Source organism: Arthrobacter sp. TE12231 (assembly GCF_054062895.1).
This window is the reverse complement of record NZ_JBSSFS010000001.1, coordinates 3,170,012-3,186,172: the sequence shown is the minus strand read 5'-3', so window position 1 is coordinate 3,186,172 and position 16,161 is coordinate 3,170,012. Positions and strand designations below refer to the sequence as shown.

Sequence of the window (16,161 nt, the reverse complement as noted above, 5' to 3'; positions counted from 1 at the left end):
GACATGGAACATCTAGTTCTCAAGGAGGGCGGGTACGAGGCATCAGTCTCGGTTCCTGCCCGTGTCGCGGCCGCCATCTCCGGTCTGGGCGTGGCCAACGTCGTTCCGCTTGGTAACGGGGACTGGACGATCTCGGGTGTCAGCAAAGTCGGGGTCGTTCATGTTGACGGCTGGCAGGTGGAAATCGTCCCTAAGGTTCCTATTGCTCGGCTCTTCTACATGATGGGCTTCTCACGAGACCAGAAATTCTGGCAGGAACAACCCATCGTCCTTGGAAGCGATGCAACGCTTCTGGACACGATTGCGCATTCGTTCATCCGTCAGGTTGGAATCGCCCTTGCCCAAGGGATGCACCAAACTTACGAAACGTTCGACGACGCAGTGCCTATGGTTCGAGGGCGCCTGGACATCTCGGCACAGATCGGCCGTCGCGGCGGACTGGCGCTGCCGGCACAGATCATTTTCGACGAGTACACGGTTGACACGGCCGAAAATCAATTGCTGCTCTCTGCATCGCTGAGGCTTCTGGCCCTACGATCATTGAATGCCGGCAATAGGGCAGCCATCATGAAGCTGACTCAGCGGTTTGAAGGCGTAACACCCATACGACGCGGTAGCTCGTTGCCACGCGTGCATTTCCAGAGATTGAATGGACGGTACAAGGGTGCCGTGGGGCTGTCGAGACTAATCTTGCGCAACTCATCCCTAGAGCACCGCCAAGGGGACAGTACGGCTTCGGGCTTCCTGTTCGACACTTGGCGAATCTTCGAAGATTTCGTCTCGACGGCTCTTCGCATCAGCCTGTCACAACACGGTGAAAAAGTTGATCTGCAGTCTTCCTCGTACCTTGATCAGGGATGCGAGCTCGCAATAAAGCCTGACATCCTGGTGCGGTCGAGGGGCTCCGTCAGGGCCGCTGTCGACGCCAAATACAAGGCAGAGAAGAACGGACGCTTCCCGCACGCTGATGTCTACCAGATGCTGGCCTACTGCCTAAAATTTGGCCTAACCGAAGGTCATCTCGTGTATGCCAAGGGCGAAGAAGACGTGAAGACGTATGTCATTGACCCGCCTCGCGTAGCGATTCACTGCCACGCCTTGAACTTGGATCAACCCCCAAACCAGCTGCTGGCTGAGGTGGACTTGCTCGCCGCCCGGATCGCTGGACCCCTCATTGCAAAAGCGCAGGCACGCAGTGTGACTGGCTAGGGACAATCCTTGGCGCGATCTTTGAGACCGGCAGCGCCGTCCGGACGGCGGCCTGACACTCACCCAGGAATCCATTTTCCCCAAGAACCGCGACGAAGTGTCAATGGCCAATAGTTTCTGCCCACGGGCGGCCAGTTGATGTGCCCGTTGGTGGCCGGTAAAACTGCCCGGTGATGGCCAATAGATCTGCCCACTGATTGGTTCGGCGGGTTGGCCATCGTTGGGTTGGTCAGTTCAGTCGGGTTACTCCTTCCGGCGAGGGCCTGGGTGAGGCGGACGGAGTCGCCGCTGGTCTGGCAGACGTGGGCGTGGTGCAGCAGCCGGTCCACGGTCGCGGTGGCGAGGGTCTTGGGCATGAGTTCATCGAAGCCGGCGGGGGGCAGGTTGGAGCTGATCGCGACGGAGCGTTTTTCGTAGGCTGCGTCCACGACCCGGTAGAGGCCTTCGGCGGCGTCCGTGGCCACCGGCAACAGGCCGATGTCATCAATCACCACGAGCTCGGCGCGCAGGATCCGGGACACTGCCCGGGTGACGCTGTCATCGGTGCGGTGCGCGCGGATCAGGACGCCGAGGTCCTCGAGCCGGAACCATGCGACCCGCATTCCGGCTTCGACGGCCTGCTGGCCGAGGGCTTCGAGGAAGAACGTCTTGCCGGTCCCGGACGGGCCGCAGACGACGAGGTTCTCCCGCCGGGTGATCCATTCCAGGGTCCGCAGTGCCTGCTGGGTCGGGGCGGGGATGGAGGACGCGGCGGGGTCCCAGGCGTCGAAGGTTTTCCCGGTCGGGAAGCCTGCGGCTTTGCGGCGGGAGGCGAGCATGGACCGGGCCCGGCCCGCGGCTTCCTCGGCGAAGAGGGCCTTGATGACTTCGGCCGGTTCCCAGCGCTGCGCGCGGGCGGTCGCGATCAGTTCCGGGGCCAGTGCCCGGGCGTGGGGCATTTTCAGGGACCGCATCAGCGCTTCGAGGTCCGCCGGCAGCGGCGGGGCGGCGGTGTTGGTCGTGGTGACGGGGCTCATCAGGCCTCCTCCGCTGCGGTATTGCCGGCCGTGGTGTTCAGGGCGGGGTTGCCGATGGCGGCCCACGCGCCGGTGCCTTGGGTCAGGGAGGTGGCTTCGTTGGCGGCGTGGGTGGTGGTGCGTCGGATGTTGGCATTCAGGATCGAGGTGAGGTCCGGGTGCGCGAAACGGCCGTGCAGGGCCGCGTCGCCCAGGGCCCGGTCCACGTGGTCGGTGCCGGCGATTTTGGCCAGCGTGACGGCTTCGGCCATCTTCATGTTCATCCGTGCCGTCCCGGCAGCGGCGGCCTCGACCAGCCAAGTTCTGGCGCCTTCCCCGATGGCCAGGAACGCGGCTTCGTCCGCGCTGCGGGCCCTGACCTCGTAATCGCCCGGGAGCTTTGTCCGGGTTCCGGGGAAATGCTCATCGTCGATGGCGGGGCTGCCGGGCCGTGCCCGGTCGTGGCGGGCGACTTCGACCGGGCCGGAGGCGCCGTGATGGACGATGATGACCTGCTCGCCGGGCCCGGTCCCGTGGGTGCGCACGAACACCCGGGCCCCGAGCAGGTGGGAAGGCACGGAGTATTGGGCGTTTTCGAAGGTGACCATCGGGGTGTTCTCCGGGACCGTGCGGGCCAGCCCGAACGCGACGGTGTGGGCGGTGTCCGGGATCCGGTGCAGCCGGGGCGCTTCCTCGGCGAGCATGGCCGCCGGTTTGCGCCGGGTCACCCGGTGCTCACGGTTGTTCACCTCGTCCATGAAGGCCGCGCAGGCAGCCTCCAGTTCCGCGAAGGTGCCGTACTCGCCGCGGAGGTTGGTGTCTTTTGGCACGATGTCGGCCTTGGCGAGCTTCACGGAGGCTTCGACGCCGCCTTTGGTGGCCGGATCCGCGGGCTGGCAGGTCAGCACGGTGACACCGTAGTGCCGGGCGAAGTCCAGGGTCTGCTGGTTCCGCACCGGGACTCCGGCAACATGGGCGGTGGTGACGGTCTTCTCGTTGTCCGTCAGCACATACGTTGGTGCCCCGCCCAGGATCCGGAAGCACCGGTCCAGGGTCGCGAACACGCTCGGCGCGGTCCGGTCTTTGAGCGGGATCACGATCCGGAAGCGGGAGAACGCCAGCCAGGCCACAAACAGGATGGTCTTCACCCCGCCGATCCGGGGCCCGTCGCCGAAGTCGTACTGCAGCCACATGCCCGGTTCAGTGATCCAAGGCCTGTGCACGCGGGTATGGCCCAGCCGCCACGCCGCCTTGACCTGCGCGATCGCGCGGCGGGTGGAGCGTTCCGAACCCGTGTAGCCCAGGGCGAGGAGCTTTTCGTGGGCTTTGTCCGCGCGGATCCGGCCCTTGGATCCTTCGATCCATTCTTCGATCTTGGGCAGAAACACGTCCGTGACCCGGCCCCGGGCCGCGGGTTCCCCGATCGGCCGGCCAGCCTCCCTGGCCTGGACATGTTTGGCAACAGTGTGGTGCGAGCAGCCCGTGAGCTCCGCGGCGGCGCGCATCGATCCGGCCAGATCGTAGGCAGCAAGAATTTCCATGATTTCTCCGTCAGACTTCATACAGGGCCTCTTCCTGGTTCGCTTTTGGTGCGCTTAGACACCGTCATCAAACCCCAGGGAGAGGCCCCCACCGTTTAAGACGCGGTTGGTTTAGTAAGGAAGTGGGCAGATCTCATGGCCACCGGCGGGCAGTTCCACTGGCCGCCAGTGGGCACGTTCGTGGCCGGCTATGTGCAGTTTTTCATGGCCGCTAACAGACCACGTTCTCTGCCATGAAGCGCCCGCCGGCGGTCGCCACGCTGAGGTGGCCGCCCGCCTTGGCGATCCGGGTGGCCTCCGTGCCCAGCTGTGGCGATCCTGTGCGCATCGTCGCGGAACAGGTCAATGACGGCGTCGCGGGGGAGGAAGGCATCGGGCTCGGGACCCTCGTACGTCAGCCCCGGCAGCATGAACGAGAAGTTGGGTGTGTTCAGGTAGAACGAGTCCCACCGGTCCTGACACCCCCACCCAGAGCATCCCGCCGCTCCAGGACCTGGTGCTCCACGCCGCGCCGGGTGAGCCAGTAGCTGGTAGCCGGCCCCGCCTGCCCGGCCCCGATCACCAGGGCGTTGACCCTCTGCGGAGCCTGACGTTGAGCGGCTGCGTCGGGGATTGCAGGAATGGCTTCGCACCGAAGCGGCGCGGGCTGGCCGGCTCCTTAAGCGCCGAAGGCCCGGTTCCCCCAAAAGTGCGGGACACTGGAAGTCCCGAGCCATGAAAGCGGGCCACCTTGATTAGTCTCCAGCACGATGCCGACGGCTTCACCTGGCTGACGCCATGGGACTGAGCGGGGCCGGCGGGGCAGGACATCTCGATCCGCTGCTGTATCCGTGGGACCCGCCCGTGGCCTCGGGGGTCACGGACGGCAATGAATTCCGGCCCCTTGAGCTTTCAGCCGGACTGGATGAAGCCCTCGCGCAAGCCGGCGCGGCACCGCTGGAAGCCCGGTCCCTGGTGGTCTCCATCGGCTCGAATTCCAGCGCCGACGTGATGCGGCGAAAATTCGCCAGCTACCACCAGCCTGTCAGTGCGGTCTTGCCGCTGGTCCGGGGGCAGCTCTGCAACATCGCCGTTGGCCACTCCGCCCACGTGAGCAGGGCCGGCTACATCGCCGCCGCCCCGTATCCGCTGATGGGAGAGTGCACGGCGGTCTGGCTGTCGTGGTTGGACGATGTGCAACTGATGGCTCTCGACGAAACGGAGCCCAACTACCGGCGTGTCCAGCTCGACGGCGAAGCCTGCCCGCTCGTGGCGGAGCATGGGGAACGTCCGGAGGAGTTTTCGCTGTTCACCTCGCGCTGGGGCGTGCTGACCGACGGCGACGGCGGGAAGCTTCCCTTCCTCGACCAGCCTGCCCTCTTCGGGCTCCTCGCCGGCAGCGGCAGCGGGGACCTCCTGGAGGAGGGGAAATCCGTGTTCGACGGGCCGCCGGAGCTTGTTGCCGAACAACTCGCGCTACCCTCGGTCCAGGCATGGGCCAGGGAGTGGTTCAGCTCGGCCGGCCTGGCCGCGCCGGTGGACTTCGACGGGCCTTGCGCGGGGTAGCCTCCCGTCTGGAACGTCGCCTTCACCGGGCGGTGCTGTTCTCGGCGATGTGCTGGGCAATGTATTCGGTGACGCCGCGGTGGTGCCGGGGGTAGTTCCATTCGTCCAGCACCGGGATGTCCAAGATGCTGAAGTCCAGCCGGTAGCCCGTGGCCCAGAGGACCGACGTGACGTTGGCGGCTTCGAGGTTCAGGCTCGCCGGTTCCGAAGGAAGCCAGTCGTCCTTCCGCGGCGGCTCCGGCTCCGGTGCCGACATGCCGGTGGCGGCAATATAGCTGTCGAACATCGGCTTCATCCGCTGGTAGAACGCCGCCTCCACCAGGGAAAGGCGTTCCGGAAGGTCATCACTGAAGACGAGGTCGCCGTCGTCGGCTGCTTCCAAATGGCCGTGCAGCCGGACGCCGCGGCGGCCGAGGTCCCGCAGGTGGATATCGTGGCCGCCGTCGGCGCCGGACACCAGCGGGTTGCAGGCGAACCTCGCCGCGGGGGAGGGCAACTGCCCCACGGTGAGGCCGTTCAGTCCGTAGTCGGGGCCGAACTGTGCAAGCTGCATCATCCAATAAATAAGGTCCTGTCCGCGGTACCGGCGCGGTGCTTCCCGGCACGTGGACACCGCCAGGTGGATTTCGCGGCCGGCGGCGAGGAGTTCCTCGGCGATCTGGCCGCCGGACTGGCCGGTGCCCACGATGAGCACGACACCCTCGGGCAGTTGGCCCGGGTTGCGGTAGCTGTCGGTGTGAAGTTGCAGGATGCGGCTAGGCAGTTGCGCCGACAGTGCGGGGATTTTCGGCTTCTGGTAGCCGCCGGTGGCGAGCACCACGTTCCGGGCCCGCCAGCTGCCCTGGGTTGTGGCCACGTCGAAGCCGCCGCCCTCCGCGGCCGCGATACGCGTGACCTCCGCACCCGTCCGGACAGGGGCGTCGATGCTGAGTCACGGTCGATGCGGACTAACGCTTCCCGGCAAGCCAAAGGCAGGGCGGCTGTCAGAGCCGTCCTGCCTTTGGTGCGTACGGGGTTTACCTGCGCCCGTCTATCGGGTTTCCTGTTGCGTTGGAGTGCAGGGTTTTCCCGTGCGCTTGCCGGAGTCGGTCCGGCAGTCCTACGTGCCGGCGCGGGGCCCCGGGATCCGGGCGTCCCGCCTACATAACCCCGGTCGGTACCAGCAGCACCCAGGCCAGGGCGGGAGCGACCAGGACCACGCCGCCGGCGTACATCATGAGCTGGCGGTAGACGCGCTGGCGGTCGTTGTCCCGGGCGTTGGCCACCACAAGGGCGCCGTCAGTGGAGAAGGGGGAGACGTCCACCACGGTGGCCGCGATGGCGAGGGCCGCAACCGTGCCGGAGGCGCTCAGCGAGCTGGTGGCCAGCAGCGGGCCGGCCATCGGGATGAACGCGGTGAGCAGCGCCGTCGAGGACGCGAAGGCGGAGCCGACGCCGATCACGTAGCAGAGGACCAGGGCGATCAGCAGCGGCGCCCCCAGGGCCAGGGCCATCTCGGCGAGGGTGTCGATGACGCCCACGTGCTGGAGCAGAGAGACGTAGGTGATCATGCCCGCCACCAGCAGGACGGTGGACCACGACACGCCCCCGATGAACGTTTTGTGTTCCTTGATGTTGACGAACGCCAGCAGCAGGCCGGCGGAGAGGGCCACGAAACCGATCGGCAGGTGGAAGCCCAGGGTGCACACCAGGATCGCGGCGATCAGCACCAAAGTGAAGATCTGCTGGCCGCCGGGGCGTCCGGTGCGGGCCGTGTCCAGGCCGGCGTAGTCATTGGCGTGCTTGTCGCGCAGCTTGCCCAGTAGGGCGAACAGCCCGATGGTCAGGGCGGAGAGGATGAAGTTCAGCGCGAAGCTGGCCAGGAAGAGCCCGCCCTGCGAGATGGGGAAGCCGTTCTTCAGCGCGATGTCGTGCACCAGCACCCCGGCGACGGACAGCGGGGAGAAGCCGCCGGCGTGGGCGCCGTTGATGACGAAGGCGCCCATCAGGACCGGGTGGATGCGTGACTCGTAGGCCAGTCCGAGGGCCGCCGGCGCCAGCAGCGCCACCGCAGCGGGGGAGAAGGTGCCCAGCGACGTCAGCGCCGCAGCCAGGAGGAAGAACACCCAGGGGAGCAGCATGGTTTTGCCCCGGACCAGGCGCACGCAGGTCTGGACGATGATGTCGATGGACCCGTTCCGCTGGGCCATGCTGAAGAAGTAGGTCACGCCGATGATCGTCAGGACGATGCTGGCCGGGAACTCCTCCAGGATGTCCTTGTCGCTCATGCCGAGCATGAAATAGCCGACGCCGAAGGATGCCACCAGCCCCATGACGCCAATGTTCAGCGGCCATTTGGTGGCGACGACGAACATCACCACGAGGATGACAAGCGGGATGATCTGGGTGGCGGTCATGGTCGGCTCCGATTCAGAGGCGGCCGCGGGGGTGAAAAGACCACCTCCGAACAGGAGGGCCAGGAGACCCAGGACAGCAATCGTGGCCACCGTCACCAGCAGGATACGGCGGCGGCGGTCCGGACGCCGGGAGGGCTGGACCCGGGTGTCGCCGGGGGCGGTCCGCGCCTCGGTCTGTTCTGAGGCTTGTTCTGCGGTTTTTTCTGAAGTCTTTTCTGCGGTGTTCGTCATGATGCTGTCTCCTCATCGAGTAGCGCTGGCAAGGGAGGCGTCGACGGCGGTGCCGAGGGCCTCGGGAAGGTGGATGGTGGTGGTGGCGATGGTGCGGGCAGTGCGGTCGACGCCGACCAGCAGTTGCCCGTCCCGTTCCTCACTCCAGGTTTCAATGACCCCGGCCGGGGTGCGCAGCCGCAGGGTGGGGCCGGCGGTGCCGCCGGTGATCTCGCCGAGCAACGTGCCCGGCGTGCGGGCCGCGAGGGTCAGCGCGATGCTTCCGGTGATGGCCAGGGCCGGGTGCGGCTTGCCCATCGAGAGCATGACGACGGCGACGTCGGACTCGCCGTCGGACGGCGCCGGCGCGGCCACGACGGCGACCTTGGGGACGGCGCGGGCAGCCTCGGCGGGCGTCGCCGCGAGCCCCATCCGCACCGCTGCCTGGCGCCGGATGTGCTCCAGGGTGTCCAGCTGCAGTTCCAGACCGGCGGTCCAGCTGGCGTGGCGCTCCGGGTCCAGGCCCAGGTCCTCGGCACGAAGCATCACGACCGGCGCTCCGGCGTCGACCATGGACACGGTCCAGCGGGTGCCGCCGGCGGTGATGGTGTCGGTCGCCGCTCCGGTGGGCAGCAGCGTGCCGGTGGTCTTGCCGGCCGGGTCCAGGAAGCCGAGCCCCACCCGGTAGCCCGGGAACGGGACGCCGGGCATCTGGGCCTGCGGAACGATCGGCAGGGCGCCGGCCGGCGTCGAGACCCGCTGGATAATGATCTGGCCGGTGTTGGTGTTGCGGGTGACGATCCGGGTGACGTCGCCGGTGGGGACCACCCAGCCCTTTTCGATGGCGTACAGGCCGACGACGGCCGAGCAGTTGCCGCAGTTGCTGCCCCAGTCCACGGCGGCCTCTTCGATTCCCACCTGGGCGAAGGTAAATTCGACGTCGACGCCGGCGTCCGCGGGGCGGTGGAGGATCATCGCCTTGCTGGTGGTGGAGGTGGCGCCGCCCACCCCGTCGATCTGCCGGTGGTCGGGGCTGCCGAACAGCCGGGGCAGCAGGACGTCCGGGCTGGTCCCGGTCTCATCCAGCTGGCCGGTTTCGAAGACCCAGCATTTGCTGGTGCCTCCGCGCATCCACTCCGCTTCGATCTTCATGGTCTGTTCCTTGCTTCGGTTCTGCCCAATCGTGTTCACGGGCTTGATTCGAGATTGATCCAGATCACAAATGAAGACAAGGTTGGATATCTGCATAGGACTGTAGTAATGCTTCATTCACTCTTAATGAGGCTCGCACGATCCCGCGTCCGGGGTTACCGCCGTCGGAAATTGCTCCCGCAACCCGGCGAACTGGAGCGTGAATGTATAGAATTAACGGATTCAACAGAAGGGCCAAGCGTTGCTTAACGATCCTGAGCAGGAATTGTTCGATATACGGCGCCTTGCCCTGCTGGTGGAGGTGGTGGAGCAGGGATCCATCACCGCCGCGGCCGAGCTGATGATGTACACGCCCTCCGCCGTTTCGCAGCAGCTGCGGAAGCTGGAGCAGGAAGTCGGCCAGCCGCTGCTGAACCGCCGCTCCCGGGGAGTGGTGCCTACCGAGGCGGGCCAGGTGCTGGCCGGCCACGCGCGCAAGGTCATCGGTCAGATGCGCGCCGCCCAGTCCGACCTGGACCAGATCGCCGGCCTCAAGCGGGGCTCGCTGACTGTTGGTACGTTCCCGACGCTCGCCGGCTCGTTTCTGCCGGTGGTCATCCGGGCCTTCAAGAAGAGGTACCCGGCAATCGGCCTGTCCCTTCGCAGTGCGCGCTTTGATAACCTGGTGAGCGACCTGCAGTCCGGGGTGACCGGGCTCTGCCTACTCTGGGACTACCCCTGGAACCGCTTTCATGACGATTCCATCCGGCTCACCGAGGTGTTCCAGGAGAGCACGGTCCTGCTGGTGTCCCGCAGCCATCCGCTGGCGGACCGGGACGAGATCCGGATGGAGGAGCTGCGCAAGGAATCGTGGATCGTGCGGGCCGAGGCGCATCCCGTCGTCGAGGTGCTGCAGCGTTCCGCCCACGAGGCCGGGTTCGAACCGGCCATCGGCTTCCTGGCCAACGACTACCAGGAGGCGCAGGCGATGGTGAGCGTGGGGATGGGCGTGGCCCTGGTGCCGAAGACGGCGGTGGCCCTGCAGCACCCGGACGTCCGGGTCATCAGCCTGGGCTCCGCCGCGCCCCTGCGGCGCGTGCTGCTGGCCCAGCGCCAGGACAAGGTCTATGCCCCGGCGGAGGTCGCCTTCCAGTCCACGCTGCTCGAAATCGCCCGCGAACGGGCCGGGGACTACCTATAACGACGGCGGTCCGCTCCGCGGGCCTCGCGGCGCCAGTGGACGTCGACGGGGCCTGCGCGGGGTAGCCACCCCACTGGAACGTCGCCGTCACGGAGCGGCGGTGTCCTGCCCGGTGTCCTGCGCGATGTTCTCGGCGATGTGCTGCGCAATGTATTCGGCGTCGCGGCCCACGCCCGCCACGATGGACGAGCCGTGCCCGGTCAGCCACGGCAGCCCGACGGCGTACAGGCCCGGGTGCTCGGTGACGCCGCGGTGGTGCCGGGGGTAGTTCCACTCGTCCAGCACCGGGATCTCCAGGAAGCTGAAGTCCAGCCGGTAGCCCGTGGCCCAGAGGACCGACGTGACGTTGGCGGTCTTGAGGTTCAGCCGCGCCGGCTCCGAGGGAAGCCAGTCGTCCTTGCGCGGCGGTTCCGGCTCCGGTGCGGCCATGCCGGTGGCGGCAATGTAGCTGTCGAACATCGGCTTCATCCGCTGGTAGAACGCCGACTCCACCATCCCCAGGCGTTCCGGAAGGTCATCGCTGAAGACGAGGTCGCCGTCGTCGGCTGCTTCCAGATGGCCGTGCAGCCGGACGCCGCGCCGGCCGAAGTCCCGCAGGTGGATGTCGTGGCCGCCGGCGGCGCCGGACACCAGCGGGTTGCAGGCGAACCTCGCCGCGGGGGAGGGCAACTGACCCACGGTGAGGCCGTTCAGTCCATAGTCGGGGCCGAATTGTGCAAGCTGCATCATCCAATAGATGAGGTCCTGGCCGCGGTACCGGCGCGGTGCTTCCGGGCACGTGGACACCGCCAGGTGGATTTCGCGGCCGACGGCGAGCAGTTCCTCGGCGATCTGGCCGCCGGACTGGCCGGTGCCAACGATGAGCACGGCACCGTCGGGCAGCTGGTCCGGGTTGCGGTAGCTGTCGGTGTGAAGTTGCAGGATGTGGCTGGGCAGTTGCGCCGACAGTGCGGGGATTTTCGGCTTCTGGTAACCGCCGGTAGCGAGCACCAGGTTCCGGGCCCGCCAGCTGCCCTGGGTTGTGGCCACGTTGAAGCCGCCGCCTTCCGCGGGCGCGATACGGGTGACGTCCGCACCCGTGCGGACAGGAGCGCCGATGCGCTCCGCATAGTGCCGGAAATGGCGGATGAGGTCATCCCGCAGCATGAATGCTTCCGGGGCGGGGCCGTCATACGGCATGCCGGGCAGCGCGAGCGAGAAGTTCGGCGTGTTCAGGCAAAACGCGTCCCAGCGGTCCTGCCACGCCCCGCCGAGCGTTTCGCGCCGTTCCAGCAACTGATGTTCGACGCCGGCCCGGCTTAGCCAGTAACTCGTGGCCAAGCCAGCCTGCCCGGCCCCGACGATAAGGGTGTCCAGAATCGGTCCCATGTAAAAAACCTTACGCCCGGTCGGACAGCATTCAAGGAGTGGAGCCGACGGACTTCCCTGCTGATGGCGGGGTGGAGCTCAGCGCTTCGCGGCGGCGTTCTGCGTGGTGTCGCTTAATGGGTTTTGAGTTGTCTTGCAACGCATGCGTTTCGCGACCCTGAGTTTTCGAGACACCAAGTCGGGTTGGAAGAAGGGGCCTGCCCGCCTGCAAGGTGATCGTCAACCGGACGCTACGCCCATGACCGGGCCAACGGAAGCGGCTGGGTAAAATGATCAAGAACAAGACCTACGAGGGGGATGTGGATGAGTAACCTGGGCGGCTACCAGACAATAACGACGATCTTCAAGGCGCTCGGCGGACCCAGAAAAGCCGTAGGTATCATCCTCGGAGGCACGTTTGCCGTTGGCAGTTTCGCGGGCTCATTTCTGCCGAGTGCCGTCAGGCATGCGAAAGCCGCCATCGAGAAGCGCACCTCACCCAGCCCGACGACGGGTCAGATGTTCACAGTCCACGCCGACCGCGATGGTGACAACCGCAGCGAACCGAAGCTCCGGGTCGGCGACCAGTACCGTGTCCTCGAGCGCGACGGGGACGCGGTCCTCATCGAAGTGCTAAACAATGCCGGCAACCCCTACTTCGTATCCGGAGAGATACTGGCGAGGATCTCCGACTTTCCAGTGAAGGAGGCACCAGGGGGCAAGTAGCCTCCAGCTCCTACTACGTTACGCATCGATTTCCGGCTTGGGTGACCTGTCCGCTGAGGGTGACCTGCGAGCTGCGCTCCCGGTCGTCTCACAACCTAGGGTTTCGATGCCCAGAGGATTCGGGACGCGGAATAGGGTTGGCGAAGGAGACGGCGGCCCTCAGAAGGAAGGCCAAAGGGAGCATAGGGCCCGCCAGCCAGTGGGACCAATGGTGTAGTCTCGGCGCCCTCCGCTGAAATGATGGCCAAGGTGCCGAGGGAACGACCCAAGACGGTCTAGCTCTTTAAGGAGATGGTCGAGTCCAGCGCTTTCACGGCACCCCTGAGCTGGTTGATTTCTTCGGCGACAGCGAGTTGTGCGAGTACCTGTGCCTTCGCTGCAGGATCGAGGTCGCCGAGGAGCCCTATTGTCTGCTCCGCGAAGGGGTTCGGCTGCGGAGCCATGCTACTAAGAAACCCTTGCGCCATGTCTTTGAATTTGCTCATGGGGCTAAGCCTGCCAGATTGCGCGCCAGTATTTCTCCGGCGGTGCCCTGCGACAGCCGACGGCCTTCCTGGCGGTGCCTCTCCACGCCTGGTGTTCGTCAAGGTTGTTCTGGTTCAGTGCGGACTGACCTATCTTTTTCCTATGCCTTACCGAGGACCTGGAAACCGGCAGCCGGTCCGAACTCGTGAATGTGGTAGTGCCTTAGTCGTCCAACTTTTTGGGCCGGGGTTTAGAAACCTTCGACGCCTTCGGCGGCAGCCGGGCCACATGTTCGAATGCTTTCTCCACCCAGGCCTTGGCCCGCGCCTCATCGCCGTCGCCCTCGGCATTCCAGATCTCCGGCAAGCCGGTATAGCCGCCCATGGGGCGCTCCGGCGGCCCGAACGGAACAGTCCGCTCGGTACTTTCGAGCACTTCCTTGTCTTCGTCGCCCAGCTTCACGCCGATGGTGGGCCCGAACAGGCCGGCGAACATGTTGCCGTTCACGAACGCCCCGAGGTTCCCGAACATGGGCTTGATGACCACCTCGGGACGATCCGGGAGCACCGAGCGGAAGTGCTCCTTGTCGGCGTCGGACGCTTTCGGCATTTCCATGGGTCTTCCTCCGGTAACTGATGGTCGCGGACTGGTCTTCCTGCAGGATATGCCCGCGGCCGGGCACGGTACAGGCGGTCTGCCCGCAGGCAGTCGGGGCCGGCGCCGCCCGGGAGCCGCAGCGGACGGTGGCCCCGTATATATCGAGAAGTTGGGACTGTGGTAAATGGCGTCCGGAATCTCCTGTACAGTTGATCTTGTTGTTGTGTTTATGCAGTTCGTAGTTCAGGCAGTACGCAAGGTTGCAAGACCTTGTTCTTCTGAAGCAGCGGTTTTGAGCACCCCAAACAGGAGGACCCGAAAGTCGGGACAGTTCCTCCACCTTCACGAAGGACAAAAATAATGGCTACTGGTACCGTCAAATGGTTTAACGCTGAAAAGGGCTTCGGCTTCATTTCCCCCGATGACTCCTCACAGGACGTTTTCGCACACTACTCTGCGATCAACTCCTCCGGCTTCCGCTCCCTCGAAGAGAACCAGAAGGTCTCCTTCGAAACCGAGCAGGGCCCCAAGGGTCCCCAGGCCACCAACATCCAGGCTATCTAATTTCCTAAGATACCCGGAACCGTTAGGTTTCTAGCAGGGCCCGTCTTCGGACGGGCCCTGCTTTTGTTTAACCCACCTGTGCTGTGTCGGGTCAGCTGCCCAGCTCCAGTTGAAGTACGACGTCGACCTCGTCTCCGGCGCGGATCCCCGCCGCCGTCCTGACGCTCTTCTTGACCGGCAGGAAGTACGAGCCGCTCTTGCTGTCCGGGAAGACCGAGGTGGACCACCGCTGCCCGGCGATGGAAGCGGTCACCTTGACCGAACCGAAGGCCTTGGCGAACGGGGCGGCGTCGTCCCGGAGCTCCTCGGCCAGGTCCGGCGGCAGCGTAATGAAATGCCACCCGGCTTCCTCGGGATAGTGCCATAGCTCGCCACGGAACGCGTACGACGCCGTCACGTCTCGGCCAGCCTCATCACAGCGAGACGCCGTGGCGCCGGTCCAGGAACGCGGTCAGCGCGGGGTTGTCGATCTCCCGGGCCAACCAGGGCACGGACTGGGCCGCGGCCTCGTCGCCGAGGACCGCACGGTGGGACTGCGCACGGACCACGAACTCCCGCATGCCGCTCCGGCTGGCCAGTGCGGCCAGACGCTCCACGAACTCGGACGCACGCGGAGACCCGGTGGCGATGGCGACTTCCGCCGCGACATCGAGCAGCCGGGCCGAATACCAGAGATACCAGGGCGTGGGCTCGAGGCCCCGGTTGATCCAGTGTTCGGCGGCGGCGAGGTCGCCGTGCGCCAGGAACAGCCGCGCTTCGGCGCCCGCCGCCAGGGCCATGTAGCAGTGGTCGCCGGCCAGCTCCGCCATGACCCAGGACCGGTCAATCAGGTCCGCCGCCGCGTCCAGCCGGCCCGCGGCAAGGTAGGTTTCGCCCCGGACTCCGGCGACAAACGGCTCGAACGCCGTCCAGTGTTCCCCGGCGACCCAGTTCCGGGCCCGGTCCAAACAGGCGGCCGCCTGCTCCAGGTCTCCGCGCAGCAGATGCACGCGACCCAGCAGGGCCTCGCTGAACGCCTGCTGCCGGCGGTTCCCGACCTCCCGGGCTAATCTTCCGGATTCGGTGAAGGCCGCCACGGCGTCCCCGTAGTGCGCGGTGTCCGAGGCCAGCATGCCTTGGATCGCCGGGATCCGTGCCTGCTCGTCCGGGATTCCCTGGGCCGCGCGCATCGCCCGGTCCAGCCAGCCGGCCGCGCGGTCCGGAACGCCGCGCTGGACCGACAAGTAGCCCAGCTCGCGGAAGGCGGTCGCCGCAGTCCGGGAGGCGCCGTCGGGCCCTTCGGCGGACAGCGCGCGGTGCAGGAGATCCGCCACCTCGGCACCGCGGCCGCCGGCCTGGTGGATCATGGCCCCGGACAACGTGACCAGGGATTCGGCGAGCAGGTGGTGATCATCGGTTCGCTGGGCGAGCCCGACAGCCAGCCGCAGCTGCTCCAGCCCGCGGTCCACCGAGCCGGCCGAGAGCGACGCCCTGGCGGCGTCGAGGTAGGAGCGCACCGTGGCCGCACTGGCCGGCATCCCGGGCTCGGCCACGGGGTCCGCGTCCGCCAGGGCCCGGCGCACCTCCGCGGGCAGGCCGAGCCCGAGCTCCCGGCGGTAGAGGTCCCGGCACTTGTCGGCCTGCTCCCGCGCCCGCCGGTACTCGCCCAGGGAGAGCAGGGCCTTGATCAGCACGGCGTGGCAGTCGGCGTTGAAAGGGTCCAGGCGCAGCGCGCGGGTGGCGAGGTCGACGGCGTCGTCCGCCCTTCCCGCCGACAGTGCGGCGAGCGACGCCTCGTAGAGCAGCGCCAGCATGCAGTTCTCGAGCCGGTGCCGCTGGTCCTCCAGCCACGACTCGAACACGGGGCAGTCCGCGAAGGCGAGACCTTCCAGGAGCTGGCCGTCGAAGGCCCGGGGGTCGGCGTCGCCGGCGGGGTGCAGGGCTGCCAGCACATCGCAGTTCCACCCGGCCGGCAGCACCAGCCGCAGGGGATCGCCGCCGACGGAGTCCGCGCCGAGGGTCCGCCGCAGCTCAGAGAGGTTCCAGCGCAGGGCGCCGAGGAGGTCCTCGGCGTCGGGGAACAGGAGGGCTGCCGTCCGGGCCCGGCCGGTGCCGTCCGGTTGCAGCGCGAGGTAGGCCAGCACAGCCCAGGCCTTGCGGCCCCGGGGCTGCCTAAGTGGGGTGCCAGCCGACTCGATCCTGGGCGGACCGAGGAGCCGAATCCATGTGTCGGCCATATGAGTCATGCTACGCCG

The 16,161-nt window shown here is 66.6% G+C and carries 16 protein-coding genes and 1 pseudogene; 5 read left to right on the top strand and 12 right to left on the bottom strand.

Annotated features, from left to right (window positions below):
- Positions 1–3 precede the first annotated feature (3 nt).
- On the top strand, positions 4–1,209 hold the full coding sequence (locus ACVWYS_RS14275; protein WP_456509934.1) for an McrC family protein: 1,206 nt from the start codon (positions 4–6) through the stop codon (positions 1,207–1,209).
- A 59-nt stretch (positions 1,210–1,268) separates the two neighbouring features.
- On the opposite strand, the gene istB is transcribed toward ACVWYS_RS14275, so the two are convergent.
- From istB to ACVWYS_RS14255, 4 genes are all read right to left on the bottom strand, one after another.
- The gene (istB, locus tag ACVWYS_RS14270) at positions 1,269–2,225 is read right to left on the bottom strand and encodes an IS21-like element helper ATPase IstB (protein WP_456509933.1); all 957 of its coding nucleotides are present in this window, start codon (positions 2,223–2,225) and stop codon (positions 1,269–1,271) included.
- Positions 2,225–3,766 (bottom strand): IS21 family transposase, encoded by a 1,542-nt coding sequence (gene istA / locus ACVWYS_RS14265; protein WP_456509932.1) that lies wholly within the window; start codon positions 3,764–3,766, stop codon positions 2,225–2,227. Before istA ends, istB begins: the two co-directional genes overlap by 1 nt.
- Before the next feature lie 190 nt (positions 3,767–3,956).
- Complete coding sequence (locus ACVWYS_RS14260) at positions 3,957–4,118, bottom strand: hypothetical protein (RefSeq protein ID WP_456509931.1); 162 nt, start codon at positions 4,116–4,118, stop codon at positions 3,957–3,959.
- A 57-nt stretch (positions 4,119–4,175) separates the two neighbouring features.
- Positions 4,176–4,307, bottom strand: coding sequence for an NAD(P)-binding protein (locus ACVWYS_RS14255; protein WP_456509930.1), 132 nt, complete (start codon positions 4,305–4,307; stop codon positions 4,176–4,178).
- 215 nt (positions 4,308–4,522) lie between these two features.
- Here ACVWYS_RS14255 and ACVWYS_RS14250 point away from each other — a divergent pair, with 215 nt between their 5' ends.
- Positions 4,523–5,290: a hypothetical protein gene (locus ACVWYS_RS14250; RefSeq protein ID WP_456509929.1), complete on the top strand. Its 768-nt coding sequence runs from the start codon at positions 4,523–4,525 to the stop codon at positions 5,288–5,290.
- Positions 5,291–5,312: 22 nt separating this feature from the next.
- Here the strand turns inward: ACVWYS_RS14250 and ACVWYS_RS14245 are convergent.
- From ACVWYS_RS14245 to ACVWYS_RS14235, 3 genes and pseudogenes are all read right to left on the bottom strand, one after another.
- Positions 5,313–6,218 (bottom strand): annotated as a pseudogene (locus ACVWYS_RS14245) (NAD(P)-binding domain-containing protein); the annotation flags it as partial.
- A gap of 211 nt (positions 6,219–6,429) precedes the next feature.
- Complete coding sequence (locus tag ACVWYS_RS14240; protein ID WP_456510292.1) at positions 6,430–7,686, bottom strand: SLC13 family permease; 1,257 nt, start codon at positions 7,684–7,686, stop codon at positions 6,430–6,432.
- Between the two features lie 243 nt (positions 7,687–7,929).
- The gene (locus tag ACVWYS_RS14235) at positions 7,930–9,048 is read right to left on the bottom strand and encodes a PrpF domain-containing protein (RefSeq protein WP_456509928.1); all 1,119 of its coding nucleotides are present in this window, start codon (positions 9,046–9,048) and stop codon (positions 7,930–7,932) included.
- Between the two features lie 241 nt (positions 9,049–9,289).
- Between ACVWYS_RS14235 and ACVWYS_RS14230 the strand changes: the two genes are divergently transcribed.
- Positions 9,290–10,228 carry a LysR substrate-binding domain-containing protein gene (locus ACVWYS_RS14230; protein ID WP_456509927.1) on the top strand — a complete coding sequence of 313 codons (939 nt, stop codon included), beginning with the start codon at positions 9,290–9,292 and terminating at the stop codon, positions 10,226–10,228.
- An 87-nt stretch (positions 10,229–10,315) separates the two neighbouring features.
- Here the strand turns inward: ACVWYS_RS14230 and ACVWYS_RS14225 are convergent, their stop codons facing one another.
- Complete coding sequence (locus tag ACVWYS_RS14225) at positions 10,316–11,596, bottom strand: flavin-containing monooxygenase (protein ID WP_456509926.1); 1,281 nt, start codon at positions 11,594–11,596, stop codon at positions 10,316–10,318.
- A gap of 303 nt (positions 11,597–11,899) precedes the next feature.
- Between ACVWYS_RS14225 and ACVWYS_RS14220 the strand changes: the two genes are divergently transcribed.
- Positions 11,900–12,301, top strand: a complete 402-nt coding sequence (locus ACVWYS_RS14220; protein ID WP_456509925.1) for a hypothetical protein — start codon at positions 11,900–11,902, stop codon at positions 12,299–12,301.
- A gap of 275 nt (positions 12,302–12,576) precedes the next feature.
- On the opposite strand, the gene ACVWYS_RS14215 is transcribed toward ACVWYS_RS14220, so the two are convergent.
- Positions 12,577–12,744: a hypothetical protein gene (locus ACVWYS_RS14215; RefSeq protein WP_456509924.1), complete on the bottom strand. Its 168-nt coding sequence runs from the start codon at positions 12,742–12,744 to the stop codon at positions 12,577–12,579.
- Positions 12,745–12,988: 244 nt separating this feature from the next.
- Positions 12,989–13,381 (bottom strand): TfoX/Sxy family protein, encoded by a 393-nt coding sequence (locus tag ACVWYS_RS14210; protein WP_456509923.1) that lies wholly within the window; start codon positions 13,379–13,381, stop codon positions 12,989–12,991.
- Positions 13,382–13,723: 342 nt separating this feature from the next.
- On the opposite strand from ACVWYS_RS14210, the gene ACVWYS_RS14205 reads away from it, so the two are divergent.
- Positions 13,724–13,927: a cold-shock protein gene (locus ACVWYS_RS14205; protein WP_011690916.1), complete on the top strand. Its 204-nt coding sequence runs from the start codon at positions 13,724–13,726 to the stop codon at positions 13,925–13,927.
- Between the two features lie 91 nt (positions 13,928–14,018).
- Here ACVWYS_RS14205 and ACVWYS_RS14200 read toward each other — a convergent pair whose 3' ends face one another.
- Positions 14,019–14,324 (bottom strand): DUF1905 domain-containing protein, encoded by a 306-nt coding sequence (locus ACVWYS_RS14200; RefSeq protein ID WP_456509922.1) that lies wholly within the window; start codon positions 14,322–14,324, stop codon positions 14,019–14,021.
- Between the two features lie 16 nt (positions 14,325–14,340).
- Positions 14,341–16,143: a BTAD domain-containing putative transcriptional regulator gene (locus ACVWYS_RS14195; protein WP_456509921.1), complete on the bottom strand. Its 1,803-nt coding sequence runs from the start codon at positions 16,141–16,143 to the stop codon at positions 14,341–14,343.
- Between the last annotated feature and the right edge of the window lie 18 nt (positions 16,144–16,161).

Bases quoted from the DNA above. Each gene is read 5' to 3' on its own strand.
- ACVWYS_RS14220 (WP_456509925.1), top strand. From the start codon at position 11,900: ATGAGTAACCTGGGCGGCTACCAGACAATAACGACGATCTTCAAGGCG.
- ACVWYS_RS14195 (WP_456509921.1), bottom strand. From the start codon at position 16,143: ATGGCCGACACATGGATTCGGCTCCTCGGTCCGCCCAGGATCGAGTCG.
- ACVWYS_RS14240 (WP_456510292.1), bottom strand. From the start codon at position 7,686: ATGACCGCCACCCAGATCATCCCGCTTGTCATCCTCGTGGTGATGTTC.
- ACVWYS_RS14260 (WP_456509931.1), bottom strand. From the start codon at position 4,118: ATGCCTTCCTCCCCCGCGACGCCGTCATTGACCTGTTCCGCGACGATG.
- ACVWYS_RS14210 (WP_456509923.1), bottom strand. From the start codon at position 13,381: ATGGAAATGCCGAAAGCGTCCGACGCCGACAAGGAGCACTTCCGCTCG.
- istB (WP_456509933.1), bottom strand. From the start codon at position 2,225: ATGAGCCCCGTCACCACGACCAACACCGCCGCCCCGCCGCTGCCGGCG.
- ACVWYS_RS14275 (WP_456509934.1), top strand. From the start codon at position 4: ATGGAACATCTAGTTCTCAAGGAGGGCGGGTACGAGGCATCAGTCTCG.
- istA (WP_456509932.1), bottom strand. From the start codon at position 3,766: ATGAAGTCTGACGGAGAAATCATGGAAATTCTTGCTGCCTACGATCTG.
- ACVWYS_RS14225 (WP_456509926.1), bottom strand. From the start codon at position 11,596: ATGGGACCGATTCTGGACACCCTTATCGTCGGGGCCGGGCAGGCTGGC.
- ACVWYS_RS14215 (WP_456509924.1), bottom strand. From the start codon at position 12,744: ATGGCTCCGCAGCCGAACCCCTTCGCGGAGCAGACAATAGGGCTCCTC.
- ACVWYS_RS14205 (WP_011690916.1), top strand. From the start codon at position 13,724: ATGGCTACTGGTACCGTCAAATGGTTTAACGCTGAAAAGGGCTTCGGC.
- ACVWYS_RS14235 (WP_456509928.1), bottom strand. From the start codon at position 9,048: ATGAAGATCGAAGCGGAGTGGATGCGCGGAGGCACCAGCAAATGCTGG.
- ACVWYS_RS14250 (WP_456509929.1), top strand. From the start codon at position 4,523: ATGGGACTGAGCGGGGCCGGCGGGGCAGGACATCTCGATCCGCTGCTG.